Here is a 26,021-nt window from a genome sequence, read left to right as displayed (position 1 = left end):
GTGGGACAATGTTACGAGGTATTATCATTGTATTATTAACAGTCGGTGTAGTAGGAACAGGCTATTGGGGCTATAAAGAGCACCAAGAGAAAAATGCGGTTTTAATTCGAGCGGAAAATAGCTATCAACGTGCATTCCATGATTTAGCATACGAAGTCGATTTATTACACGATAAAATTGGCACAACACTTGCGATGAATTCACGATCATCTTTATCACCTGCATTAGCGGATGTATGGCGTTTAACATCTGAAGCTCGCTCAGATGTAGGACAACTACCTTTAACATTAATGCCATTTAATAAAACGGAAGAATTTTTAGCGAATATCGGTGATTTCAGTTACCGTGCAGCCATTCGTGATTTAGAAAAAGAGCCGTTAAATGAGCAAGAATATAAAACGCTACAAACTTTATATTCAAATGCAGGAAATATACAAGATGAACTAAGAAAAGTACAACATCTTGTTTTGAAAAATAATTTACGCTGGATGGATGTAGAAATGGCACTTGCATCAAATCGCGATCCAGCAGATAACACAATTATTGATGGATTGAAAACTGTAGAGAAAAACGTAACATCATATTCTTCTACAAACTTCGGACCGACCTTTACAAGTGCGCAAAAAAATAAAAAAGGTGGATTTGAAGCGGAAGGAAAGGCAATTTCTAAAGATGAAGCGGCGAAAATTGCCAAATCGTTTTTGAATTTAAAAGGAAATGAAAAAGTAGATGTTGAGAAAAGCGGAAAAGGTGCGAAAGAATCCTTCTATAGTGTGAAAATTAAAGATGAAGCAACGAACAATGAGTTCTATATGGATATTACCGGAAAAGGCGGATATCCAATTTGGGTTATGAATAACCGCGAAATTAAAGAACAGAAAGTTAGTTTAAACGATGCAGGTAGTAAAGGTTTGAAATTTTTAAAGGACCATAAGTTTAATAATATGGAGCTTTATGATAGCTCTCAATATGATAATGTTGGTGTATTTACGTATGTAGTAAATGAAAATGGAGTACGAATTTATCCAGAAGCAATCCAAATGAAAATTGCTTTAGATGATGGTTCTATCGTTGGGTTCTCCGCAAAAGAATACTTAGCGTCACATCAAAAGCGAACAGTTCCATCGGCAAAGCTAACTGCAGCAGAAGCAAGAAAGAAAATCAATCCGGATGTAAAAGTCATGGAAGAACGTAAAGCTTTAGTAGTCAATGATTTGCATAATGAAGTGCTTTGCTATGAATTTGTAGGCACTTTAGGAAAAGATACGTACCAAATATTCATTAATGCTAATAGCGGGGCCGAGGAAAAGGTAAAGAAAATGCAAGCTGTTGAAAAAATTTATGATTAAACCTTAATAGTGAAGTGGTGAAAATAATGAAAACTCTAATATATATATTGATGCTTTGCTTCGTTATAACTGGATGCAGTATTGGAAAAAAAGACAATCCAAACGAAAAGCCGGAACAAAAAAATGTTTCAATGAAAAATGTTAATTATACGAATAAATCAAATAAGCCAAATGAAAAAGCAGCAGATCATTTAGCATATTTAGCAGCAAGTGTGCCAGGTGTGAATGATGCAACAGCGGTCGTTGTTGGAAAATATGCTATTGTAGGTATTGATGTAAAAGCAAAACTTGATCGAACTCGAGTTGAATCAATTAAATACTCTGTTGCAGAAAGTTTAAAAAATGACCCTGACGGTGCTAATGCAGTCGTTGTAGCAGATGTTGATACGTATGAACGCCTCAAACAAATCGGAAAGCAAATTAAAAAAGGAAAAACAGGTGAAGGTATACTAGATGAATTAGCCGCTATTGTGGGCCGAGTAATGCCACAAATTCCAAATGATATGATAGAAAATAGAGAAACGAATCCAATTAAAGATAATGATAAACAATTACCAAAAGATGAAGAACAAGAGTTAAGAAAAGAACAGGATGATCAATCAAATAATCATTTGAATAAATGAAATTAGCCTCGTACTTAATTGTACGAGGTTTTTAAATATAATATTAAATATTCAGTTTATTTTTAAGGGAATATATGGTTTAATTATCATGGGAGGGACAACTGTTATGATGAAAAAAAGCGCATGTATATTGTTTAGTTTATGCTTAGGTTTCAGTATGACAGCGTGTGAACAGAGAAAAGAAGTGAAAAACCAAACAGCAACTTCTTCTACTGTGATGGAAAGGCAACAGAAAGAGTCTATCAATATAAATCATTTCTCGAGTATAAATGAAGGAATGACTTATACAGAAGTGAAAGATTTAATTGGTTTTGAAGGAGATTTACTTATAGAAGAAGGGGTAGAGCATTCTACACAAATTAAACAAATTTTTGCTTGGAAAGGGAACGATCCAAATTCATTTGTTGAAATTACCTTTTTAGATGGAAGAGTGCATTCAAAAGCACAGCAAGGTATAAGTTAATAAGCTAAAAAATGGGAGAGTTTAGCATGAACATACACACAGGGGAAATTCAATTAGCTCCGTATAAGGAGAAATATAAAGAAGTTATACAAACATTTACTTTACCAAGTGAACAAGTTCAGTTTACATCAGATCCAAGCGCATTACTGGAGAAAGCAAAAAGTGATCATACAAAAAATGTGATTGTTATTTTAGATCACAATGGGGTACCGGTGGGTCTTTTCGCATTGGAAACGGGAGATAGAGTAAAGGAGTTCACAGATAATGAGGATGCTTTACTTTTAACGTCATTTTCTATTAATCACAATAGACAAAGAAAAGGATTCGCTAAAAAGTCATTGTTATTATTAGAAGAGTTTGTAAAACGTTATTTTCCAATAAAAAATGAAGTTGTACTTGCTGTGAATGAAAGAAATATTCCTGCACAAAATTTATATGCAAAAGTTGGTTTCCAAGATAAAGGTTTTAGAAGAATGGGACCAATTGGCCAACAAATAATAATGCATTTACCTATAATGAAATAATGAGATAGAAAACTTACTCTTGAATATTCAAGTAGTAGGTTTTTTTATTTTAACAATATATAATATATGTATATAAAATGAAACCGGAATGAAGGATATAAAAAATGAATCAAGATAGAAAATGGAATATCGTTGGAGGAAGAGTGATTAAAACTGGGATTGCAGTTTTTCTTACAGTGTTAGTTTGTGATTTTTTTAACATCCCAACTATTTTTGCTATAATAACAGCAATTGTTACAATTGAACCAACTGCAACAGACTCAATAAAAAAAGGACTTATTCGCTTTCCGGCCTCAACAATTGGATCGGCATATGCCATGACTTTCACATTTTTCCTAGGCCACCAAGCAATTTCTTATGCATTAGCTGCAATGTTTACGATCGTTACATGTCAAAAACTAAGGTTACATGCGGGAACTTTAGTTGCAACTTTAACTGCCGTAGCAATGATTCCAATTACGGCAAATCATTATTTTACTGCATTTTTAATTCGTTTAGCTACTACATCTACTGGTATTATAGTATCTACTTTAGTGAATTTTTTCATTTTTCCACCCCACTACACGAAAATGATTTTTGGATGTACAGAGGATCTATTTGCTAAAACAGCAAATATTATGGAAGAATGGATTCCTGCATTAGTTGCAGGAAAAGGTATGAAAAAGGAGACTGCTCAGGATTTATCTAAATTGACTTTATTATTGCATAAGGCGATACAATTTGTTCAATATGAGCAGAAAGATTGGAAATATCATCAACATACAAAGAAGGAAATGAGAAGCTTTTTAACGATGCAGAAGCAACTTCATATATTACAGCAAATCATTTACCATATAGATAATTTAGCTCGGGTATCAATTGAGACTTGTGACTGGTCACAAAGTGAAAGAGAAATATTACAACGAACAATTCATTCTATGATTGCTATATTGAGAAACCGTTGTAATGAAATTGATGAGGAACATTTCAAACTTATTGCTGAATTAGACAAGCAATTTTGGAGTTATAAAAATGATTTAAAAGATTATAAACCAAATCATTATCATCACCATTTTTCAAGTGAATCTATTATTTTATTTGAGGTATTATCTATTCATGATATGTTAGAAGAATTAAAACAAATATCCGAGAAATATGAGTGGGAAAACCGATTCAATTGATAAGTTCATTTTACTGTGGGGGGATAATATGACACTTTATATTGCATTACTAAGAGGAATCAATGTCGGTGGCCATAAAGTAATCAAAATGGCTGATTTAAAACGAGTGTTTGAATCAATAGGGTTAAAACAAGTGAAAACATATATACAAAGTGGTAATATTGTGTTCGAATCTGAGGAAGGTATAAACTTTCTAAAGGACCAAATACAATCTGAAATAAAAAAAGAATTTGATTTCGATGTTCCAGTCATGCTAAGAACACATGATGAATTTATAAATATTATTAAACAATGTCCATATGAAGTTCATTCATTGTTAGAAGGAGAAAGTGTTCATATTGCTTTTTTAGCTAATGTACTTTCTGAAGAAGAGAGTAGTCAATTGCTTACATTTAAAAGTGAACTTGAAGATTGCTATATAGATGAGAAGGTCGTTTATTTATTTTTCAAAAATAGCATTCGAAATTCTAAATTAATGAACCAGTTTCAGAAGTTACATACACCAGCTACAGTTAGGAATTGGCGGACTGTGAATAAATTAAAAGCAATTGTAGAGAGTATGTAAATATAAAAAGATGAGGTTTTCTACATGTAGAAAACCTCATCTTTTTACTTATATTGTTTTGCAACTATGAGTTCGACAATAGGATAAATAAAGAATGAAGAGCAAATTGCGATGAACAGGGGGAGGTTTTTTACTCCATCTAAATTAGCCCCCATAGAAAATCCTTCGGAGAAGATTAATAAAAGGAACATTACAACTACAAGCACAAAATACGCAATTTTAAAGCTTTTATATGTAATTTGTTGTCCCATCTCATCTTGACTTTCTTCTGACACACCGTGGGGATCTCCCCAAGTAATGTGATTAATTAAATTACTAAGTATTAACGAAATAGCAAAAATCGTACCACCTAAAATAGAACCTTCAGTTATGTATTTATATGTGCCATGTACTAGTATTGCAATTAATGCTAAAACAATGATTATAAAAATAGTTTTTTTAGTATTCAATAAATAATTGCCCCCTCGATTGTAAAAAACTCTTTACAAATATAAGTATAAAATTGGAAAAGTGTCATGTCAAATACTTTTTACACACAATATGTAAGTATGCAATATTTTGTTTTTATGATAAATAAAAAATTACAATACATTTGAATGTAAAAGAATGGGCTCGCATATATTTGGAAGGGATGTCAGATTAATTTAGGGGGTAGTTATGTCTATACTTTTAAAAGCTGGTGCAGATGCAGGAAACAACGGTTTGAAGTTAATGGTGAAAGGGCAAGACCCTATTTTTATTCCGAGTATTTATTCTTTATATATAGGTGAGCCTACAGGACTCTTAGATGAGGTAGATGTTTCATTATCTGAATTAGAAAACCACATTGATGTGACTATAAGTTCGCCATCGTTAATGCTAAATAATGTACGATACATCGTTGGAGAAAAAGTTATTCAAGATCAATTAAAAGGTACTGAGGTAGAGAAGAAATCGAATAAGTCAACGGATGAGTTAATGGTTATTACAATACTATCAGGTTTGGCGGTAAGCGCTATGCGTCAAAGTCCAACTTCTAGCCATATTAATATTCGTTATGATTTATCTGTCGCTCTTCCTATGCAGCTTATTACACAAGAAATAGCTGCTGAAAATGCAAAACGTTATATGGGAAATCATAAGGTTATTTTCCATTATCCGAACGGACGCGATGTGACAATTAATGTTTCAATTGAGTATTGTAAATGCCTGCCTGAGGGCGCTTCTGGTACGTGGGGCATTGTATACGATGAAGAAGGAAATGTTGTGAAACATAAAATAGAATGTGAGCAAAATCAAGTTTCTGAAATTGATTTTGTAGATAAAACTCTACTCTCTTTTGATATTGGTGCAGGGACGACAGAAGAAGTCGTTTCATTAGGGGTGAATTTCCGTCCGCAACTAAGTAAAGGTTTATCTTATGGTGTAAAAGAGACGTTACTACAAATCATTACGAGATGGAACCGGAAGTATCCAACTAAAACGATTGATAGTATTACAGAATTCAATCAAATTTATTTAAATGATAAGCATCCGAGAAATACCTTATTAGTTGAGGAATCACAGCCAGCGCTATTAGGTTTAGCAGCACGTGTTGCAACAGATATTATAAATAAAATTGATGATATGAAAGACGACCCATACGTGTTTATTTATGGCGGGGGTGCAGTAATTATTAAAAACAGTTTAAAAATGATTTTAAAGCAAAAAGGACGACTCAAAAATGTAATCTTTGTAGATAATCCGTTATTTACAAATGCACGAGGATTATTAGTTTATACTTGTTCGCCAAAATATAGAGAGCATAAGCAAAAAGAGTTAGGATTTACAAACTTAACGATAAGTTAGTTGGTGGAAGTATGCGATCTAGGCGATATAAACGTGGTGATCGAGTAAAAATCAATATTCATAAATCGGTATCACCTGAAATGCTTGCGTGGCTGAATAAACAATCAAATCCAACTAATTTCTTCTTTTTTGCTGCGCAGCAACTATTTAAACAAGTTGGAGATATTGACGTTTCAAAAGCTTTACCAAGCAGCCATGTTTTCTCATTATATGTGGAGCCTTCATCCTTATTAAAAGTCGAAGTAAACCCTTTTAAAAACATGACACTAGACACAAATACATCCACCGAAAATGCAAAAAAAAAATTATGGGAATCTGTTGATCAATTAGATTGTCCATTTTTTTAAACATAGAAAAATATAAAAAGTCCCCATCACTATACATACGAATACAGTGATGGGTTTTTGTTTGTAACTAGAAGGGGGCACAATTTGTGCCCCCTTCCATTAGTTATTTATCTAAATTTTAGATGTATGTTTAGAAACAGCGTTAATTATGCTTTCCCAGTCATCTGGATGGTTTTCATGGCCTGCCCCTTTAAGAGTTAATAGTACTGAGTTTGGAATTTCATCAATTAGTGCGAGGCCATGTTCAAATGGGAGTGCTGTATCGTCTGTTCCGTGAATAACCAATGTTGGTGCTTGTATGGAGTGAAGTACACCTTCATATGCATCATCACCTTGAAGTAAAGCGTGATTAAACATACTTAATAAATTGTTTGCGCGTTCTATTTCTTGTTTTACTTGTGTATAAACTCTATTTTCATCAAATATTCGTTCTGATCCACATAATAGACGAGATCCTGAAACTAAATATTCTGCCACATCATTTTTATTTGTCCAATCTATACTTGCGCTCTTTACATGATGTGTTAAAATCCTTTCATCCATTGGGGGTAAATCGCGAGTATTATTATCAGATCCTATTACACTAGTCGCTAGTAAAGTTAGCGTCAAAATTCTTTCGGGATGTTTTACAGCGGCAATTTGAGCAATCATACCACCTAATGACATACCAAAAAGATGGGCTTTATCAATATGATAAGCGTCTAATACTCCGATTGCATCTTCAGCCATATCTGTTACTGAATAATTTGAAGTGCCAGGTTCATATGTAACAGAGCGTCCAACATCGCGATTATCAAAGCGAATAACAAATTTTCCTGTGTTCGCCAACTGTTCACAAAATTCTTCATCCCAATATATCATTGAACAAGTAGCTCCCATAATTAATAAAATAGCGGGATCATTAGAGTTACCGAAGCTTTCTGTACATATATCAATACCGTTTATTTTAAATATCTTTTCACTCATAAAGTTAGCCCCATTTCTTTTGAATTTAATTAATAATACAGTTTTGAATAATTCTAAGATGTGTGTAAGATTCTTTTTGAAATTCATCCCGCTATTTGCCGGGCAGTAAGAGCCCGATTGGTGAGGAATGATTAAAGTTTCACTTTATAATGCTTTTTGTATAATTACCCCCAAAAATAAGTATATGGTAATTCAAGGCAAAAAATTTTGAGAAATAATTGTATGTTATTAAAATAAACAGCAAGGAGGAGAGGAAATGAAAGCAATCGTTATTGATCGATATGGCAGTGTTGAAGAATTGAAAGAAAGACAAGTTTTAAAACCGGTTGTTAAGAATAACGAGGTATTAATACGTATTTATGCAACATCTGTTAATCCAGTTGATTGGAAAATAAGAAAAGGTGACTTACAAGAACAGTTACGCTTTTCATTTCCAATCACTTTAGGATTAGATGTAGCTGGAGTTATTGAAGAAGTTGGAGAAGATGTAGAGTGTTTACGAAACCTGAAAATATAGGAAGCGGCTCTTATGCTGAATTCATTGCAGTACAATTAGATTTAGTATCACATATGCCTAATAATATTAGTTACGAAGAAGCAGCTTCTATTCCTCTTGCAGGACTTACAGCGTGGCAAAGTCTTGTAGATTACGCAAAAATAAAAGAGAATGACCGTGTATTCATTCATGCTGGAGCTGGTGGCGTTGGAAGTTTGGCAATCCAAATCGCAAAATCATTTGGAGCTTTTGTTGCCACGACTGCTAGTAGTAAAAATAAAGAATTTTTACAGTCTTTAGGGGCGAATCTCGTTATTGATTATAAAAAAGATAAATTTGAAGAACTAGTATCAGATTTTGATATTGTGTTAGATACAATAGGTGGCGAAGTGCAAGAAAAAAGTTTTCGAATTATTAAACCTGGTGGTGTTCTAGTTTCCATTGTTCATGAACCACTACAAAAAGTAGAAGGAATAAAATCAGGATTTTTATGGCTAAAACCAAATGGAAAACAATTAGAAGAATTATCAGCTTTAATTGTAAACGGAAAAATCAAACCAATCATAAGTAAAGTGGTGCCATTTAATGAAGCAGGAGTTCGAGAAGCTCATATTTTGAGTGAAGGACAACATGTTAGAGGAAAGATTGTAGTTAAAGTGGAATGATAATAAAGATTACAGCTTATAGAGTAACTAGATTTGAATAACGAAAAAGCTCAACAATAGATAATGTCCCATACTATACATTTTCATTTGCGGGTATTATTTATTGTTGGCTAATGTGATATTGCTTCTAACAAATACTTTTTCGTATTGTATCATGTAATTTCTCTAATCCAATTTCCATATCTTTCTCGTTTAACATTGAATAGCTAATTCTTAATTGGTTATCATTTGTTTCGTAGTTTAATAGACAAGCTGTTCCTGGTAAAAAAGAGACATCTACTTCATTTGCTTTTTGTAATAAGGTAAAGGGATCTATCGAATCAGGTAGTGTCACCCATAAATTAAAACCTCCATTTGGTATTTCAAAGTGTAGTTCTTTTAATGGCGATAATATATCAATTGTTAAATCACGTCTCATTTGTAAAGCTGTACGTAATTTTTCTAAATGGTTTTTCATACGTTCTGCACGTAAAAACGGTAGAAGTGCCTTTTGTGTTAATAAAGGACTACCGATATCCATTGAACCTTTTACTGCATATAGCCATTCAAAAATAGGACCATCGGCAATAAGCGCCGCGATACGCAGTCCTGGTGCTAACGTTTTACTAAATCCTTTTATATATATTACGTGGCCATCCTTATCAAAACTTTTGATTGGGGGCGGGATTATAGCATCTTCAAAATATATTTCTCCGAAAGAATCATCTTCAATGATAAAAAATTGATATAGCCCCGCTAGTTCTATAAGTTCCATTCTTCGTTCTTTACTCATTACTGTACCTGTCGGGTTTTGGAAGGTCGGATTCGTATACAATAAAACGGGATTTTTACTTTGACAAATATCATCAATTAAGTCGGAGCGAACTCCATGATTATCAAGAGAAACAGGAATGATTTGAACACCTTTATTGATGAAAACATCAAGCGCGGCACTGTAACACGGACTTTCTACTAATACAGTATCTCCAGGTTTTAATAATGTTTGAGCAATTAAATCAATTCCTTGTTGTGCTCCGCTTGTAATTAATAATTGAGATGGGTCCGTCACTAATTTCTGGTGTTCATTTAAGTAATTTGCTATTTCAACTCGCAATTCATAATCGCCTTGAACTGGCCCATAAGTTGCTAACAACATCGGATTTTTATCCAGCAATTTATGCATTTCGTCTGCCAAAAATGGATTTGGTAACAGACGGGGATACAGAATTGCTTGTGAAAAATCATAATATTTACGGTGTTTATTCATTGCATATTGAGAACGCATAACATTAATAGATCTTGATTGTTGCCATTTATACGGTATCGGTTTGAAATCTTTCTTTACACGTTTATATATGTAAGCACCTTTTCCTTGTTCGATGCGTATATACCCTTTCGTTTCTAACTGTTTATAAGCTTTACGAACAGTTAATACATTGATTTGTAAATCTGTGGCCATACAACGTAAAGAAGGAAGGGATTCACCATGTGAAAGCATACCACTTTGTACTCTTTCAACAATTTGCATATATATTTGCTTGTAATACGGTATGTTTGATTCTTTACGCAATACAATCTTCATAGGTTCACCTATTTTTCTTTTTAATTTAATTAAAGCGAAAAATATATAGGGAATCAACTACAACTTGAAGTAACTGTTATATGTACCGATACACTGTTATACACCATAGCCTCTATACTCATTTTAAGAGTAAAAAGGAGGAAGTAAAATGGTCATTTTTAATTACATTTTAGTATGTATTATTTTCGGGACAACATTTTTAACGATTAAAATTGGAATTGAAGCAGGAGCGCCACCGTTGTTTTCAGCAGGAATTCGTTTCTTTTTAGCGGGTATAATCCTTATGATTATTTTTAAATTAAAGCGAAAAGAAATTATGCCACATATATTTTCAAAACGTATTATGTATGCTGGATTTTGTTTAACATTTATGACATTCGCAAGTTTATATTGGTCAGAACAATATATTTCTTCGGGATTAGCTGCTGTTCTTTCTGCTACGGGACCAATGATGATTTTATTAATACAAGCAAAGAGGAATAGGGAGAAATTACAAAAGGAACAACTCGTTGCTTTAGTTATTGCACTAATAGGTGTTATATTTGTTTCTTTACCAGGAATGCATCAACAAGTAAGTTTCATATGGAGTATTGCTTGTATTGTTTTAGTTATAGGGGAGCTATTTTACGGAATAGGCTCTATTCGTTCAAAAGAAATACTGTCAGATTTATCAAATGTATCACCATTTCTTATTAACGGTATTCAAATGTTTTATGGAGGGATTTTACTACTCATCGCATCTATTATTGTAGAACAACCAAATGTAACCGTATTAACTTCATGGAGTGTGCAATGGCCTATTTTATATCTCATATTTATCGGATCGATTGGTGGACACGGATTATATTACTGGCTCTTATCAAAAACAAATCCAGTATTTCCATCGACGTGGTTATATGTATCACCATTAATTGCAATAATTGTGGGATATATCATTTTAGGAGAGCCTTTAAATCCTACAATGGGAATGGGGGCTTGTCTTATATTGATTGGTGTATTTTTGGCCAATCGTTCAACACTACGGACTTATTTCAAAAAAGGGCGGTTATTAGAGAAGGAGATGTAGTTTAATAAAGCAACAGCCCTGTATATTACAGGACTGATAAAATCAAAAACACAGTTGGAAAAATAACCAACTGTGTTTTTGATAATTAATTCACTTTTTTAATAAAGCCTTTATAATGACGTTTTACAAGCTGGCTTTCTAACGTCTTCATAGTTTCTAGTGCTACACCGACAATGATAAGTAAGCTTGTACCACCAATTTGAGCAGAAGGTGGTAACGTAGCAATTTTCGTGAATACGAGCGGTAATATAGAAATTGCACCTAAGAAAATTGCACCAATAAATGTTAAACGGTATAAAATTTTAGTTACATATTGTTCAGTTGCTTTACCAGGACGAATACCAGGAACATATCCATTTTGCTTTTTCAAATTCTCAGCCATTTGTTCAGGATTTACTTGAATAAATGCGTAGAAGTATGTGAAAGCAACGATAAGACCGACATAAAGTGTCATTCCAATTGGATGTGCGAAATCAAGATTTGCAACTAACCATTTTGATACGCTTGAATCAGGGAAGAGCTGCGCAATTGTACGCGGCGTCATTAAAAATGCAGAAGCAAAGATAACTGGTATAACACCAGCACTATTTACTTTAAGCGGTAAATGAGTGTTTTTTGCTCCTTGATATTGATTGTTTCCTGAAACAGCTTTTGCATATTGGATCGGTATTTTACGTACAGCTTGTTGAATGTAAATAACACCAACAACTATCGCTAAAATTACGAGTCCAATTAAAACAATTTTTATTATGTGCATAAATAGCTGATCGCCAGCATTTTGGAATTGTTGTAAATAAATTTGATTTGCAACATTTGGAATCGCGGCAACGAGACCTGCGAAGATAATCATCGAAATACCATTACCAACTCCGTTAGCGGTAATTTGTTCGCCTAACCAAAGTAAAAATGCAGTACCTGCAGTTAAAACTGTCGCAATAAATAAGTATGTAGTCCAGCTTTGATCTGTTATTAATTGTCCACCTGCTATATTATTAAAGCCATAAGACATTCCGATGGCCTGTATGAATGCGAGAATGATTGTAAAGTATCGAGTGAATTGAGCTGATTTCTTACGGCCCATTTCTCCTTGCTTTGCCCATTCCGAAAACTTAGGTATAACATCCATTTGTAGTAATTGTACTATGATGGAAGCTGTAATATATGGTGTAATACCTACAGCAAAGATTGAGAAATGTTGCAATGCTCCTCCACCAAATACGTTTAACATACCTAGAACGTTAGCTTGATCTTGTACTTTTAATACCTCTGCGTTAGTATGAGGAACTGGAATAAACGTGCCAATTCGAAAAACGATTAACATCGCTAGTGTAAAAAGGATTTTCCTTCTTATCTCAGCTACTCTCATGAAATTTGAAATCGTACGAAACATTATGTCGCCTCCTATATTTTTATCAGTAAAAAACTGATTATTATACCCTATGAAGTAACCACAAACCTCCTTCCGCACTAAATTCATTTGACAAATGGATTTTCATACACTTTGTAGTTTTCACGGATATAAAAATATAAGGTGTTATATAAGCGACCTTTACACTTTACGTAATCATTCAATACCCATAATATATCGAATAAATTAACAAATGTACATACATACGCATTAAAAATGAATAAATAGGGTCATTTTTTACATTTATTTAATGATAAATTGATAGGACATTATTATTCAAGATTGTTATACATGTTATAAAAATAAAAGCGAGCCATTATGATTTATAACTAATATTCATTCAAATGTGTCAGCTAATAGCGTCTCCCAATCTTTAAAGGATAATTTATCAGTTATATGTTTTAGTGCGTTAGGTACAAAAATATGACAAATAAGTTCTAAGCTATTACCATCTGGATCAATAAAATAAACAGATGCATTACCTTGATGTGGACGGACAAATGGTTCAATAGATTCATTACTCCCAAACGGAACAGCTTTAATTTGAAGTGAGTGTAACCAATGTAATGATTCTTTTAAATCCTCATAGGAAACTCTAAATGCAATATGACGTAAAGAAGGATGATATTTTGTTTCGTATTCAGAGCCCGCCCATAATCCCAGCCAACTTTTCCCATCCTCAATCCAAAAGAATGCTGTTGATTCATCGCTCCAGGCTAACTTCAACCCTAGTTTTTCATAAAATTCGATAGATTGTTGTAAATTACTCACTGGTAAATGCGCTTCGTATATTCCTTTAATCAATTAAAATCCTCCACCTTTTTATTTTCTTACAATTAATATATCGATTTAAAAAGAATGTAAAATCAAATAAAAGTATGAAAGTACATACTACTTTAGTAGTAATAGTAATCAATTATATTTCAATTCAAATTCATCGCCCGCTGATTAAAGTTTCACTTTATGTGATTAGAAAATTCTTTTTGTTTAAGAAGGAATAAATATTAAAGAAAGCTAAATAAACAGTGTATATATTTATAGGGGAGAAGATGTAAATGAAAGTTGTTATAAAAAAATACCACCATTAGAAGTAGCGTATATAAGACGAACTGGTAGCTACTTTGAACCGCAAGATCACTGGGGAAAGTTACTGAACTGGTCAATTGAAAATAAACTGTATCCACCAGAGCAATCATTTATCGGAATATCATTAGATAATCCTGAACTTGTTGCAAGTCATAAGTGCCGGCATGATGCATGTGTTACGATTCCTGAAAACTTCGATAAAGAAAAGTATCATGATGTGCAATTTAAAAGATTAGATGGAGGTACATATGGTCTATACCAGTTCTATGATGAACCTCATAAATTAAGTGAAGCGTATCAATACATGTATGTAGAGTGGCTATCAAATAGTGAGTATGATGCAGATTATGATAGAGATAATTTAGAGTTTTGCTTAAATAATGTTGCTGAAGATCTAGACGGAAAGTTAAAGGTTGATTTATTTGTGCCAATTAAAAAGATATAAAAAAACAAATAAGTTCATTTGTGGCTTTAAAATAAAATTGGAATAGTAGTGAAAGAAAAACTTTTTTTGAAGATAATATCTCTAGCGTAGAAATTTAAGTATGTAGGTTGCAATGAAAGGAGAATCCACATGGATACATTTGTAAATGACAAGTTTTATGAAACGAGAGATCAATTATTTGAGGAAATTACTTTGTTGAGTGATGCTCAATTTAATAGGAAACCAGATAAGGATAAATGGAGTATTGCACAAGTTTGTCATCATTTAGTTTTATTAGATGAGAGAGTGATAACAGTTATTTCCTCAGGGTTAAAAAAGTTAGATAGTACCCAAAATGAGCGTAAAGAAATTCACACTATTTTATTAGATAGAACGAAAAAGTTTATAGCTCCAGAAATGATTGAACCAAGTATAGAACCATTTGAAGTGGAGCAAATGCTCAATATGCTAAACGAATCAAGAAAAGAATTGATGCGTTTCCTGAGTACAATAGAAGATGAGTCTATATTAGCGAAAAAATCAGTGATGCATCCAGCTCTTGGAGAATTATCCCTTGATCAGTGGATAGAATTGATTTATTTACATGAACAGCGTCATATTTCACAAATAAAAGAGATAAAATTGCTTTGTGAAATTGAAAAGTAAAAATTATTCCCTATTTATTGATACGTATTATAAACAGGGGAAACGGTTGATTCATATTGATTCAGAAGAAAACAAAAATAGAATGAAATTAGTTGAAAGTGACCAATAAGCTTAAGAAAATATGAAACTATCCGATTTTCTGTATAAGTGTAACCCCGTCTTAAATGAAGAGCGGGGTTATTTTTTTTTGAAAGTGTTTTTATTTAGAAGGAAATAAATCAGCAACAAAATTCAAAAAATAATCATCATAACATATTGTATATGCCCGTTTTAATAAATTGAAATGGTGATGAATGATATGTCCTTATTTTGAAAGTACACTTCACATCCTTAAGGAAGGTGTATTCTGTCAGGAAATGATAAAATACCATTCTGTTAGGGGATGTATGCAATTTATTCTCTTTATTTTTGCAACAGAACCACCTTCAAAATTATCTTTTGTAGTTGAAGTTTCCTGAATAATAAGTTACATTTTTAAAGTTCAAGCAACTTTATGAAAGTACAAAAAGGGGAGAAATATTATTATTATGCAAAAAATGAAATGGAAGAACTATGTATGTTACTTTGTAATTTTATTACTGCTTGGAACGGCAGTAATAGTCAAACCATCTATCTCTAAGGCTGAGGAATCTGAAGTTAATATTACATTGTTAGGTACTGCAGATATTCATGGTAGATTTATGCCTTGGGATTATGCGCTTGATGGAGCAAATATGAGTGGAAGTTTGACGCAGCTTTATACGGTTATAAAGAAGGTCCGTCAAGAAAATCCAAATACCATATTAGTAGATGCCGGGGATACAATTCAAGGAAACTCAGTAGAATTATTCAACGATAAGCCACAATCGCCAATGATGGTAGCGATGAATACAATGGGATATGATGCCTGGGCATTTGGAAATCATGAATTCAACTTTGGATTAGATACATTGAAAAAAGTTAGTGAGCAATATAAGGGAAAAACGTTAGCAGGAAATATTTATAAGGAAAATGGAGAGCGCTTTCTTCCTGCATATACAATTGTAGAAAAAGGTGGAATTAAAGTTGGGATTATTGGTATGAATACACCAATGATTAGTGATTTTGAAAAAGGGACAGATCACTTAAATGGTTTAGTGGTGAAAAATCCGGTAGAAGAGACGAAAAAGGCAATTAAGGAATTAGAAGGTAAAGTAGATGTAATGGTAGGAGTTATGCATATGGGACTAGAAAATGAGAATGGTATCCCTGGTACTGGTGTTCAAGATATTGCAAATGCTTGTCCGGAACTAAGTGCTATTTTTGCGGCTCATATGCATAAACTTGTAAAAAAAGAAGTTGTAAATGGCGTAATTATTACAGAACCAGATAAATATGGAACACATATTTCACGTATTGACCTTACTTTTACAAAGCAAGATGGGAAGTTGGCTTTAAAAAATAAAACTGCTACCGCTATACCTGTAAAAAATGCTGATGGGACAACGATATTATCCGATCCTACACTTGAAGAAACATTAACACCTTTTCACGAATATGCGAGAGGAGATGCAAATGTTGTAGTCGCTCAATTAAAGGGTAGAAATCTTGTTCCTGAAAATGAAATAAAGGGTATTCCAAGTGTTCAGATTCAAGAAACACCTTTATCAGATTTCTTTCATGAAGTTCTGCTCTACTACAGTAAAGCAGATGTAGTAGCCCATCAAATTGATAATGATTATGCCCGTTTAGATACAGGCCCTATTAAGAAAAAAGATATTGCGTACAATTACCAATATGCCTTGGGAGAAATTACAGTATATAAGATTTCTGGAAAAGATTTAAAAGACTATATGGAATGGGCAGCAGGATATTTTAACTCATCTCGTGCCGGAGATGTAACCGTTAGCTTTGATAAAACCCGCCGTGCATCTAAATACAGTACGAACGATTTCTTTGGAGGCGTAAAATACGAAATTGACTTAACAAAACCATATGGAAGCAGAATTACAAATTTACGCTCTATTCGTACAAACAAACCAATCAAAATGAGCGATGTTATGACGTTGGGAATGAATGCATATAGAATGGAGGCTCTTCAGGCAAAAGGTGGAGCTTTAGAGGGGCGTAAGTTTGAACAAATTTGGTCATCTAAACAAGAGAATGCATTTGGAGAAACAGGCGGAACCATTCGTAACCTTGCTATTACATATTTAAAAGAGGTAAAGAACGGTGTATACACACCAAAAGTTATGCATAATTGGAAAATTACTGGTGTAGATTTACATTCTTCAGTGCATAAGGCGGTAGTTGATCTTGTGAATAAAGGGATTTTAGAAATTCCAAAAACAGAAGACGGAAAATACACAAATATAGCATCTATAAATACGAAAGACTCAATTTCAAAAGAAGAGATTATATTACTCTCACAAAAAGCAAATATTAATCCAAATCAGTTTAATCATGTAAAGACAAAAGGTGAATTTTACAAAAAACTTAGTAGGATTACTAAAAAAATATAAATTATAAAATTTCTTATAGTAATTGTTATTTTAATAACATTAAACCCACTCTTACAATAGTAAAGAGTGGGTTTTTATGTTGTTATTTAGAGGTAAGTATACTTTTATTACAATGAATATAGATAATTAATAACTAACCAATTGGGTGAGCGTCTTAGGGAGCTCTTTTTTATTGAAATTAATGCATTTATATGAGTTGTTCTTTAATTGTAGCATCATCCTTAATTTATGTAATTTTGCATAATGTTACATAAATTGTGTATTTTCTCTTTTTTTAGACATTAATAGACAGTATACTTTGTACAAGCTTTCTATTTCAAAAATTATACGAGGTGAAATAATGAAAAACAAAAAGACATTAACTAAGGTAGCATTAACAACAGGATTAGCTTTAACAGCTGTGGCACCATATGGGGTAGGTCATGCAGAGGAAACAGATCAACTACAAGTTCAAATTCAGGAGGAATCGTTCCGTTCGGGTGAACTTACACAGCCGTCACAAAAGGCACCAGAAAATGTAGTAAAGGATGCACTTAAGGAGAAAACAGAACAAGCTCTGTCCCAAAAACAAGTCAATGGAGAAGCAGGAGTAGATTATAAAGTCCTTCAAAAACGTGGTTCGTATGATGGAACTACACTTGTGCGTATGCAGCAAACATACGAAGGAAAAGAAGTATATGGACATCAATTAACTGCACACGTAGATAATAAGGGTGTTATTAAAAGTGTTTCAGGCGATAGCGCGCAAAATTTAAAACAAGAAGAATTGAAAAAACCTATTAATCTATCAAAAGATGAAGCAAAACAATATATTTATACGAAATACGGGAACGATATCAAGTTTATTTCTGAGCCAGAAGTTAAAGAGGTTATTTTTGTTGATGAAAATAATGGACAAGCTAGCAATGCATACCAAGTTACCTTCGAAGCTGCAACACCAAACTATGTTTCTGGTACTTATTTAGTAAATGCACAAAATGGTGATATGTTAAAAAATATGGTAAAAGAATCTAACTTAAAAGCAAGTGAAAAACTAGTTGGAGCCTTAAAGAAAAGTAAACAAAGCAGCCTTACATCATTAACAGGAACAGGAAAAGATGATTTAGGTATTAATCGTTCATTTGGTATCTCTAAACAAAGTAATGGCAAATATGCTCTTGCTGATTATACAAGAGGGCAAGGCATTGAAACATATGATGTGAATTACAGAGATATTACTAAAGAAGAAAGCTATTATCCTGGTACATTAGCGACAAGTACTTCGGCAACATTTAACGATCCAAAAGCAGTAAGTGCTCATTACTTAGCAACAAAAGTATTTGATTTTTATAAAGATAAATACAAGCGTAATAGCTTTGATAATAAGGGACAAAAGGTAGTTTCAGTTGTACACGCTTGGGATTCTGAAGAGACGAATGATCCGAAAAATTGGCAGAATGCATTAAGTGCTAATAATGGAAGTATGCTTGTATATGGCGATCCTATTGTTAAAGCATATGACGTAGCTGGACATGAATTTACACATGCTGTTACTTCTAGCGAATCTAATCTTGAATATTACGGGGAATCCGGTGCGATTAATGAGGCGCTATCTGATATTATGGGAACATCTATTGAGAAATACGTAAATAATGGAAACTTTAACTGGACAATGGGAGAACAAACGGGATCTGTTTTCCGTGATATGGAAAACCCAGCTTCTGTGCCATCTTCACTTGGAGTGCCTTATCCAGATGATTACAGTGAATTTAACGATTTTAATGGATGGGATCAAGGCGGTGTTCATTTTAATTCAAGTATTATTAATAAAGTTGCGTATCTGATTGCAAAAGGCGGAACTCATAACGGAGTAACAGTTAAAGGAATTGGTGAAGATAAAATGTTTGATATTTTCTATTATGCAAATACAGATGAGTTAAACATGACTTCTAATTTCAAAGAATTGAGATCAGCATGTATTCGAGTGGCAACTAATAAATATGGTGCGAATACAGCTGAAGTTCAAGCAGTTCAAAAAGCATTTGATGCAGCAAAAATTAAGTAATTTAGAAATATAGTTATCATTCATATATTAATACATTATGAAAAACAGCTAATGTCATTTTAAGGATATTAGCTGTTTTTTACGTAGCAATGTATTATTGAAAATAAACTGACTAAGCAATAATGAGGCACTTTACCTGTAAGAAGTTGTGACAAATAAATAAGGTTTAAAATATATAAAAACAGAAAATTAATAATATATTGACCTCTTGATAGAAAGTCTATAAAATGAAAGCGATAACAAACGATTGCTTTAAAATGTTTTCCCTGATCTTTTAGTATTTACAAATATATGAAGGCATAAACAAATCTATTTTTTTAAGTACTAATGCAAACGTTTTCGTATTAAAAGGTCATTGAAATACATACGTGAAAATAGCCGATATGGAGGTGAAGTAAAAGAGATTTCTAGATTAATTTAAGCAGTGTTATTCAGTGTAAGCATAATAAATCGTTAGTAATATTTGAAGAAAGGGTGTATGTGATGCAAATTATAAAAAGATTAATTAACAAAACAGTTTTATTACTTACTTTAATCGTTATGTTATCATCTGTTTTCTCCTTTCAGAGTGTGAAGGCAGTTTCAAATTCGAAAACAACTGAAATTATCATTCATTACAAAGAAAAGCTTGGAAATACAAAAGACTGGAATCTTTGGTTATGGGGAGAAAATGCAAATGGTACATCTTATGAATTTACTGGTGAAGATGAATTTGGAAAATACGCTAAGATAAAAATAGACGGTGACTATAATCGTGTAGGATTTATAGTTCGAACAAATGAATGGGAAAAAGATGGTGGGGATCGTTGGATTGAAAATATAAAGGACGGTCGTGCTGAAGTATGGATCCTTTCGGGTGATGAAAAAGTATATAACTCTAAGCCTTCATCGGATCTCTCAATTCAAAAAGCAACTATTGATAGTTTCCATGAAATTACTGTAACGACTAATGTCCCGTTTAATATTAAGGAAAAGAAAATTGAAATTGAAGGCATTAAAATTAAGAATATTACTCCTTATGATATAAACAGTGGCGATATTACTAATAAGGTCAAAATAATTACGGAACAGAAAATTGATTTAAAACAAACATACAAAGTTAAAATAGAAAACTTAGCTGATACGAATACTGAAATTGGTCAAGTCATTCGTAGCGAAGAATTTGATAATTTATTTTATTATGGTGGTAACGATTTAGGAAATACATATACTCCGCAACATACAAAGTTCCGTTTATGGGCTCCTACTGCAAGCGAAGCGAAGTTAGTTACATATAAAAAATGGAGCGATAAAATAGGTGCTGAAATAAACATGCAACAAGGTGAAAAGGGAACTTGGACATCAGAACTAAAGGGGAACCAAAAAGGGCTCTTTTATACGTATAAGGTCAAAATTGGTGATAAGTGGACTGAAGCAGTTGATCCATATGTGCGTGCTGCTTCTGTAAATGGGGATAAAGGTGCAGTCGTTAATTTAGAAGAAACAAATCCGAAAAAATGGAAAGCAAACAAAAAGCCAAAATTTAAAAATCCGGAAGATGCTATTATTTATGAGTTACATGTACGCGATCTTTCCATCCAATCTGAAAGTGGTATTAAACAGAAAGGGAAGTATTTAGGTGTAACAGAAAAAGGAACAAAAGGGCCAGAAGGTGTAAAAACAGGACTTGATCATATAAAGGATCTTGGTGTTACTCACGTTCAGTTTTTACCAATATTTGATTATGCTTCTGTAAATGAAGAGACTTTAAATGAACCGCAATATAACTGGGGATATGATCCTAAAAATTTCAACGTTCCAGAAGGCTCCTATTCTACAAATCCTTATGAGCCGACTGTTCGAATAACTGAATTAAAGCAAATGGTTCAAACACTGCATGATAATAATCTTCGTGTGGTGATGGATGTAGTATATAACCATATCTATAACGCTGCTGAGTCTAATTTTCATAAGTTAGTTCCAGGTTATTATTATCGTTACAATGAAGATGGAACATTTGCAAATGGAACTGGAGTAGGAAACGATACTGCTTCAGAAAGAAAAATGATGAGGAAATTTATGATAGATTCCGTCACATATTGGGCAAAAGAATACAATTTAGATGGATTCCGTTTTGATTTAATGGGTATTCATGATTATGAAACGATGAATGAAATACGTAAAGCTGTTAATCAAATTGACCCTTCTATTATACTACACGGAGAAGGATGGGATTTAAATACACCTCTTGCAGCTGAGCTAAAAGCAAATCAAAAAAACGCAGAGAAAATGAAAGGGATTGCTCATTTTAACGATAATATACGTGATGGGTTAAAAGGTAGTGTATTTGAGGAGAAGGAAAATGGTTTTATAAATGGAAAGGAAAACATGGAAGATCGTATTAAAAAAGGTATTACGGCAGGTATTGACTACGATACAAATTCGTCTACCTATCAAGATCCGGAACAGGTATTAACTTATGTGGAAGCACATGACAATCATACATTATGGGATAAACTTGAGTTAACTAATCCAGGTGACAATGATGAAGTGCGAAAACAAATGCACAAATTGTCTTCTTCAATTTTATTAACATCACAAGGAATTCCATTTTTACATGCAGGGCAAGAGTTTATGCGGACGAAATACGGTGATCATAATAGTTACAAATCTCCAGATTCAATTAACCAGATGGATTGGTTGCGCCGTGCAACGTTTAATAATGAAGTAGATTATATGAAGGGTTTAATAGAATTACGCAAAAAGTACTCAGCTTTTCGAATGACATCTGCAGCGCAAATAAAAACACAAGTTTCATTTATAGGTGCCCCGAAAAATACGGTAGCTTATACAATAGAGGGGAATAAAAATGAATACTTTACGGTGGCTCACAATGCAAATAGAGAAGCGGTTGAAATAACACTTCCATCGAAAGGGCCTTGGAAAGTACTAGTAGACGGGAAGCAGGCGGGAAGTAAACCACTTTATGTTGTCCATGACAATAAAATTAAAGTTCCTGCATTAAGTTCCATTGTTTTAAAATCAGAAAAACCGATTAAATAAAAGCGAAGAGTGTAGAAATAAATACTGAATTGAGCAAAGTTAATAAGGATTGCAAATTTTAAAAGCGAAGTAAAAACAACCTTTACTTTGCTTTTAAAATTAATATAGCATAATTTCACATACTGTAATTAAATTACAATTCAATAAAGAACAAACAAAAAGAGAAGAACTCATCAAGGTTCTTCCCTTTTTAATGTTTCATTAGGGGATCTTTCATTTTTTTATTGTGTATGGATTAGCATGACAATGATTTATATATGTAATTGGTTAAAATGAAACATTACAAGTATAAGATTATGTGCTTAGTAATCTCGCGATTTAAGGCACGACATTAGATAAGTGCGGGGAGTTCAATCGATTTTGAATAAAATTAATAGTATCAGCTGCAATTTTTTTACGTTTAAGAACTATCCCGGCATGCCCACATGTATAAATATATCGTGTAGGTCTTTCCCAAGATTCCCACAAGTAGTCTGTATCCTCAGAATGCACATATAGATCATGCTTACCTGAAATTAATAAAATATTTTCTTTTTTTACTTTTGGTAATGCTTGACTCGGTTCAGTGATTTTCCAATAATCTATTAAATCATCATACGTTACACCATGATGTTCCAAGTCTTCTCTAATAAATTTACCTGGAGTTGTATTCCAAATTGAATAAGAGAGTCGATTTGCATAGAAAATGGATGCTAACACATCAATTTCTTCTTCAACAAGAGAGGTTAAGTTAGTAATAAATCCACCTAAACTAATTCCTATTAGAATCAGGGGACCATTTTTATTTGCTTTAATCCATTTAATCAAAGCTCGTAAATCAGCTACCGCTTGTCTAGTTGCTTGTACTGTTCGTTCAATATTTGCACTTACCATATACTCTCCACTGAAAAAGGATTGATCGGGTTTTCTTTCAAAATGATAGGGTAGAGTGAAATAATACATATTCCACTTCAGGCTGGTCATATGATCGTGGAATATTCTTTTCACACGTTCGTTAGAATCCATTCTCCAACCGTGAACAAAGATAACATGAGGTGCATTTTCATTTTTATGTAAGAATAATTCCCCAGTTACAGAGTCGTTGCGTGAATCACCGGATTGAACTGAGCTTTTATATTTGAATTGCCCAGCCATGTATTCCTTTTCCTGTTTTGAATGCTTAATGTCAAAATGAATATGTGATGGTTTTACTTTATAAAAAGATTCTATGTCCTTTATATTTAATGAAGTGTTAGAAAGGGAAGTATACTGAAACGCTACACTTCTTTTTTTGTGTAAATCATATAAGGCGTACCGATCAATGAGTTTTGAAAAAATCAAATTAACCTCCTCCAAAATACATATTGTTTAAAACATGGACAAAATTTATGTTTTAAATTAATTAGGAAATATTCTCTTTTCCTAATAGTAGGTGCTTGAATTATAAAAACAGGTGATAAATTTGTATATTATATTATAAAGCTTACAATAAATAATTTATACTAAAATTTAAGAAGCAGGTTAATATTCTTATCCATATAAAAGAATATTAACTTGCTTCTTTTCTTATTAAAAGCTGTAATTTCTATGAAGAACAACTTACAATTCCCATATAGATATTCACAAATATTAAATCAAGCTTAACCTCTCTTTTCTATAAGTCTCTTAGATTGACTAACTCCTTACCGAAATTTAAAAACGACTGTGTTTTTGAATTTGTGTTCTAGCTTTTCTGGAACAGGTAAATAACTACACATAAACTCCTTATATCTCTAGTTAAACTACCGATTAGCTCCATATAAACTCTAGATAACCTATATAGAATACAAGTTATCAAGGAGGTAAGAAAAATGAATTTTATGAAACGAGCAATTCTCAGTATGAAAAAAAGGATAGGAACATCATTAATTTTGATGGCAGTTTTTCTGATTGTTACAAATTTGGTTCTTTCAGGTTTTACAATCCAAAATGCGTCAAAAAAAGCAGCGGATGCTGCGAGAAAAAAACTTGGTGCAGATGTTACTTTAGGTCTTGATTTCGACAAATTAGGTCAAAAAGCTAAGGAAACTGGAGAAATGCCAAGTCCGCCGCAGCTCGATACAAAAGAAACAGAACAATTAGCGAAGTCCAAGTATGTAAAAGACTATAATTACATAGCTAACACTTTCGGTATTTCTGATGGACTTAAACTAGTAGGAGCTTCAGAAGGAGAAGAAGGTAAAGGTAAAGCGGGAATAGCGGCTGTGCGAGGCGGTTCAAGCTCTGGTACAGAAATAGATATGAATGCTTCTTTTATGATTGAGGGAGTCCGCAAGACTGCATTACAAGAAAGCTTTAAAAACGGAAAAAGTAAAATCATTGATGGAAAACCAATTACAGAGCAAATGAAGAATCAGAATGTAGCTTTAATGGAAAAACGATTAGCGGAATTAAACAATTTGAAAGTAGGAGACAAAGTTAAAGTGCAATCAGGGGATAAGAAGGAAACCCTTGAGGTTGAAATTATTGGTATTTACGAAACAAATGAGCAAGCAATGAGTCAACAGGCTCCTCCTATAATGGATCCGGCTAATAAACTATATATGCCACATTCAACTATGAAAAAATTAGAAGTGGATCAAGGTATAAGTAGTGTTCAAGTCGTGTATTTCTTGAATGACCCACAATATATTGATGCATTTAAAAAAGAAACAAAAAAATCTAATATTGATTTTAATTATTATAAATTAGATGCGCATGATTCATTGTACAAGCAAATGATTGGTCCTATCGAAAATATCTCTTCGACTTCTCAAATGATTATTTATATTGTATCGATTGCAGGTGCGATTATTTTAGGATTAATCATTATGCTATCAATTAAAGGACGTCGTAAAGAAATGGGAATTCTATTGTCCATTGGAGAGAAAAAGTGGAAACTGATGGCACAGTTCGTAGTAGAAGTAGTATGTGTCGCTATTTTAGCATTTGGATTATCCATAACAACAGGAGCTAAAGTTTCTCAATATATCGGGGATAATTTACTTTCGAATGAAATAGCTACTGCAAGCGAAGAAACAGATACCTCGCAACATGGTACTGTAATGATGGCTGGATCTGGTGGTACTCTACAAAATCAAAAAGAAGATCCGATTGATAAAATTGATGTAAGTGTAACAGGAGAAGATGTAGGGAAAATGGGTGGAATTGGACTAGCTATTGCTATAATAGCAACGCTTCTTCCAGCATTATCTATTCTACGTTTAAACCCAAAACAAATTCTTTTAAAAGATGAATGAGG

General features: G+C 32.9%; 20 protein-coding genes and 2 pseudogenes. 16 read left to right on the top strand and 6 right to left on the bottom strand.

Annotation, left to right across the window (positions count from 1 at the left end):
* Positions 1-8: 8 nt before the first annotated feature.
* From ypeB to MR112_RS13645, 6 genes are all read left to right on the top strand, one after another.
* Complete coding sequence (gene ypeB, locus MR112_RS13670) at positions 9-1,349, top strand: germination protein YpeB (RefSeq protein WP_000943727.1); 1,341 nt, start codon at positions 9-11, stop codon at positions 1,347-1,349.
* A gap of 26 nt (positions 1,350-1,375) precedes the next feature.
* Positions 1,376-1,972: a YhcN/YlaJ family sporulation lipoprotein gene (locus MR112_RS13665; RefSeq protein ID WP_227899877.1), complete on the top strand. Its 597-nt coding sequence runs from the start codon at positions 1,376-1,378 to the stop codon at positions 1,970-1,972.
* A 106-nt stretch (positions 1,973-2,078) separates the two neighbouring features.
* A complete protein-coding gene (locus MR112_RS13660; protein ID WP_000976446.1) occupies positions 2,079-2,435 on the top strand; it encodes a hypothetical protein in 357 nt (118 codons plus the stop codon).
* A gap of 11 nt (positions 2,436-2,446) precedes the next feature.
* Positions 2,447-2,959, top strand: coding sequence for a GNAT family N-acetyltransferase (locus MR112_RS13655; protein ID WP_004405598.1), 513 nt, complete (start codon positions 2,447-2,449; stop codon positions 2,957-2,959).
* A 104-nt stretch (positions 2,960-3,063) separates the two neighbouring features.
* Positions 3,064-4,119, top strand: coding sequence for an aromatic acid exporter family protein (locus MR112_RS13650; protein WP_242245043.1), 1,056 nt, complete (start codon positions 3,064-3,066; stop codon positions 4,117-4,119).
* 28 nt (positions 4,120-4,147) lie between these two features.
* Positions 4,148-4,684 carry a DUF1697 domain-containing protein gene (locus MR112_RS13645; RefSeq protein ID WP_000177387.1) on the top strand — a complete coding sequence of 179 codons (537 nt, stop codon included), beginning with the start codon at positions 4,148-4,150 and terminating at the stop codon, positions 4,682-4,684.
* Between the two features lie 44 nt (positions 4,685-4,728).
* Here MR112_RS13645 and MR112_RS13640 read toward each other — a convergent pair whose 3' ends face one another.
* Positions 4,729-5,133 (bottom strand): hypothetical protein, encoded by a 405-nt coding sequence (locus MR112_RS13640; RefSeq protein WP_001093141.1) that lies wholly within the window; start codon positions 5,131-5,133, stop codon positions 4,729-4,731.
* 208 nt (positions 5,134-5,341) lie between these two features.
* On the opposite strand from MR112_RS13640, the gene MR112_RS13635 reads away from it, so the two are divergent.
* Positions 5,342-6,511, top strand: a complete 1,170-nt coding sequence (locus tag MR112_RS13635) for a ParM/StbA family protein (RefSeq protein ID WP_000025622.1) — start codon at positions 5,342-5,344, stop codon at positions 6,509-6,511.
* Positions 6,512-6,522: 11 nt separating this feature from the next.
* Positions 6,523-6,858 carry a hypothetical protein gene (locus tag MR112_RS13630; protein ID WP_001257760.1) on the top strand — a complete coding sequence of 112 codons (336 nt, stop codon included), beginning with the start codon at positions 6,523-6,525 and terminating at the stop codon, positions 6,856-6,858.
* Between the two features lie 111 nt (positions 6,859-6,969).
* On the opposite strand, the gene mle is transcribed toward MR112_RS13630, so the two are convergent.
* Positions 6,970-7,824: a BCA family alpha/beta fold macrolide esterase gene (mle, locus tag MR112_RS13625; RefSeq protein ID WP_001290785.1), complete on the bottom strand. Its 855-nt coding sequence runs from the start codon at positions 7,822-7,824 to the stop codon at positions 6,970-6,972.
* A gap of 256 nt (positions 7,825-8,080) precedes the next feature.
* Between mle and MR112_RS13620 the strand changes: the two are divergent.
* Positions 8,081-8,985: pseudogene (locus tag MR112_RS13620) on the top strand (NADP-dependent oxidoreductase).
* A gap of 127 nt (positions 8,986-9,112) precedes the next feature.
* On the opposite strand, the gene pdxR reads toward MR112_RS13620, so the two are convergent.
* Positions 9,113-10,546 (bottom strand): MocR-like pyridoxine biosynthesis transcription factor PdxR, encoded by a 1,434-nt coding sequence (gene pdxR, locus MR112_RS13615; RefSeq protein WP_000706780.1) that lies wholly within the window; start codon positions 10,544-10,546, stop codon positions 9,113-9,115.
* Between the two features lie 148 nt (positions 10,547-10,694).
* Between pdxR and MR112_RS13610 the strand changes: the two genes are divergently transcribed.
* The gene (locus MR112_RS13610; RefSeq protein WP_000234337.1) at positions 10,695-11,612 is read left to right on the top strand and encodes a DMT family transporter; all 918 of its coding nucleotides are present in this window, start codon (positions 10,695-10,697) and stop codon (positions 11,610-11,612) included.
* An 85-nt stretch (positions 11,613-11,697) separates the two neighbouring features.
* On the opposite strand, the gene secY is transcribed toward MR112_RS13610, so the two are convergent.
* Both secY and MR112_RS13600 read right to left on the bottom strand, forming a co-directional pair.
* Complete coding sequence (gene secY / locus MR112_RS13605; RefSeq protein ID WP_000490135.1) at positions 11,698-13,002, bottom strand: preprotein translocase subunit SecY; 1,305 nt, start codon at positions 13,000-13,002, stop codon at positions 11,698-11,700.
* Positions 13,003-13,356: 354 nt separating this feature from the next.
* Entirely contained in the window at positions 13,357-13,824 is a 468-nt protein-coding gene (locus tag MR112_RS13600) for a VOC family protein (protein WP_242245042.1), read from the bottom strand.
* A gap of 251 nt (positions 13,825-14,075) precedes the next feature.
* On the opposite strand from MR112_RS13600, the pseudogene MR112_RS13595 reads away from it, so the two are divergent.
* The 5 genes and pseudogenes from MR112_RS13595 (at position 14,076) to pulA (ending at position 22,762) form a co-directional block, all read left to right on the top strand.
* A pseudogene (locus MR112_RS13595) lies at positions 14,076-14,551 on the top strand (AraC family transcriptional regulator).
* 129 nt (positions 14,552-14,680) lie between these two features.
* Positions 14,681-15,196 carry a DinB family protein gene (locus MR112_RS13590; protein WP_000379366.1) on the top strand — a complete coding sequence of 172 codons (516 nt, stop codon included), beginning with the start codon at positions 14,681-14,683 and terminating at the stop codon, positions 15,194-15,196.
* A gap of 527 nt (positions 15,197-15,723) precedes the next feature.
* Positions 15,724-17,676 carry a bifunctional metallophosphatase/5'-nucleotidase gene (locus MR112_RS13585; RefSeq protein ID WP_242245041.1) on the top strand — a complete coding sequence of 651 codons (1,953 nt, stop codon included), beginning with the start codon at positions 15,724-15,726 and terminating at the stop codon, positions 17,674-17,676.
* Positions 17,677-18,016: 340 nt separating this feature from the next.
* Entirely contained in the window at positions 18,017-19,720 is a 1,704-nt protein-coding gene (locus tag MR112_RS13580) for a M4 family metallopeptidase (RefSeq protein ID WP_061457318.1), read from the top strand.
* A gap of 483 nt (positions 19,721-20,203) precedes the next feature.
* A complete protein-coding gene (pulA, locus tag MR112_RS13575) occupies positions 20,204-22,762 on the top strand; it encodes a type I pullulanase (protein ID WP_227899872.1) in 2,559 nt (852 codons plus the stop codon).
* A 318-nt stretch (positions 22,763-23,080) separates the two neighbouring features.
* Here pulA and MR112_RS13570 read toward each other — a convergent pair whose 3' ends face one another.
* Positions 23,081-24,082, bottom strand: a complete 1,002-nt coding sequence (locus MR112_RS13570) for an alpha/beta hydrolase (RefSeq protein WP_227899870.1) — start codon at positions 24,080-24,082, stop codon at positions 23,081-23,083.
* Positions 24,083-24,591: 509 nt separating this feature from the next.
* Between MR112_RS13570 and MR112_RS13565 the strand changes: the two genes are divergently transcribed.
* On the top strand, positions 24,592-26,019 hold the full coding sequence (locus tag MR112_RS13565) for an ABC transporter permease (RefSeq protein WP_227899869.1): 1,428 nt from the start codon (positions 24,592-24,594) through the stop codon (positions 26,017-26,019).
* Positions 26,020-26,021: the final 2 nt, after the last annotated feature.

Source organism: Bacillus cereus group sp. BfR-BA-01330, assembly GCF_022663885.1.
Taxonomy (GTDB): Bacteria; Bacillota; Bacilli; order Bacillales; family Bacillaceae_G; genus Bacillus_A; species Bacillus_A cereus.
This window is presented reverse-complemented; position numbering and strand designations above follow the sequence as displayed.

Bases quoted from the DNA above. Each gene is read 5' to 3' on its own strand.
- MR112_RS13650 (WP_242245043.1), top strand. From the start codon at position 3,064: ATGAATCAAGATAGAAAATGGAATATCGTTGGAGGAAGAGTGATTAAA.
- MR112_RS13630 (WP_001257760.1), top strand. From the start codon at position 6,523: ATGCGATCTAGGCGATATAAACGTGGTGATCGAGTAAAAATCAATATT.
- MR112_RS13585 (WP_242245041.1), top strand. From the start codon at position 15,724: ATGCAAAAAATGAAATGGAAGAACTATGTATGTTACTTTGTAATTTTA.
- MR112_RS13655 (WP_004405598.1), top strand. From the start codon at position 2,447: ATGGGAGAGTTTAGCATGAACATACACACAGGGGAAATTCAATTAGCT.
- MR112_RS13610 (WP_000234337.1), top strand. From the start codon at position 10,695: ATGGTCATTTTTAATTACATTTTAGTATGTATTATTTTCGGGACAACA.
- ypeB (WP_000943727.1), top strand. From the start codon at position 9: ATGTTACGAGGTATTATCATTGTATTATTAACAGTCGGTGTAGTAGGA.
- MR112_RS13660 (WP_000976446.1), top strand. From the start codon at position 2,079: ATGATGAAAAAAAGCGCATGTATATTGTTTAGTTTATGCTTAGGTTTC.
- secY (WP_000490135.1), bottom strand. From the start codon at position 13,002: ATGTTTCGTACGATTTCAAATTTCATGAGAGTAGCTGAGATAAGAAGG.
- mle (WP_001290785.1), bottom strand. From the start codon at position 7,824: ATGAGTGAAAAGATATTTAAAATAAACGGTATTGATATATGTACAGAA.
- MR112_RS13635 (WP_000025622.1), top strand. From the start codon at position 5,342: ATGTCTATACTTTTAAAAGCTGGTGCAGATGCAGGAAACAACGGTTTG.
- MR112_RS13590 (WP_000379366.1), top strand. From the start codon at position 14,681: ATGGATACATTTGTAAATGACAAGTTTTATGAAACGAGAGATCAATTA.
- pdxR (WP_000706780.1), bottom strand. From the start codon at position 10,546: ATGAAGATTGTATTGCGTAAAGAATCAAACATACCGTATTACAAGCAA.
- MR112_RS13645 (WP_000177387.1), top strand. From the start codon at position 4,148: ATGACACTTTATATTGCATTACTAAGAGGAATCAATGTCGGTGGCCAT.
- MR112_RS13580 (WP_061457318.1), top strand. From the start codon at position 18,017: ATGAAAAACAAAAAGACATTAACTAAGGTAGCATTAACAACAGGATTA.
- MR112_RS13665 (WP_227899877.1), top strand. From the start codon at position 1,376: ATGAAAACTCTAATATATATATTGATGCTTTGCTTCGTTATAACTGGA.
- pulA (WP_227899872.1), top strand. From the start codon at position 20,204: ATGCAAATTATAAAAAGATTAATTAACAAAACAGTTTTATTACTTACT.
- MR112_RS13565 (WP_227899869.1), top strand. From the start codon at position 24,592: ATGAATTTTATGAAACGAGCAATTCTCAGTATGAAAAAAAGGATAGGA.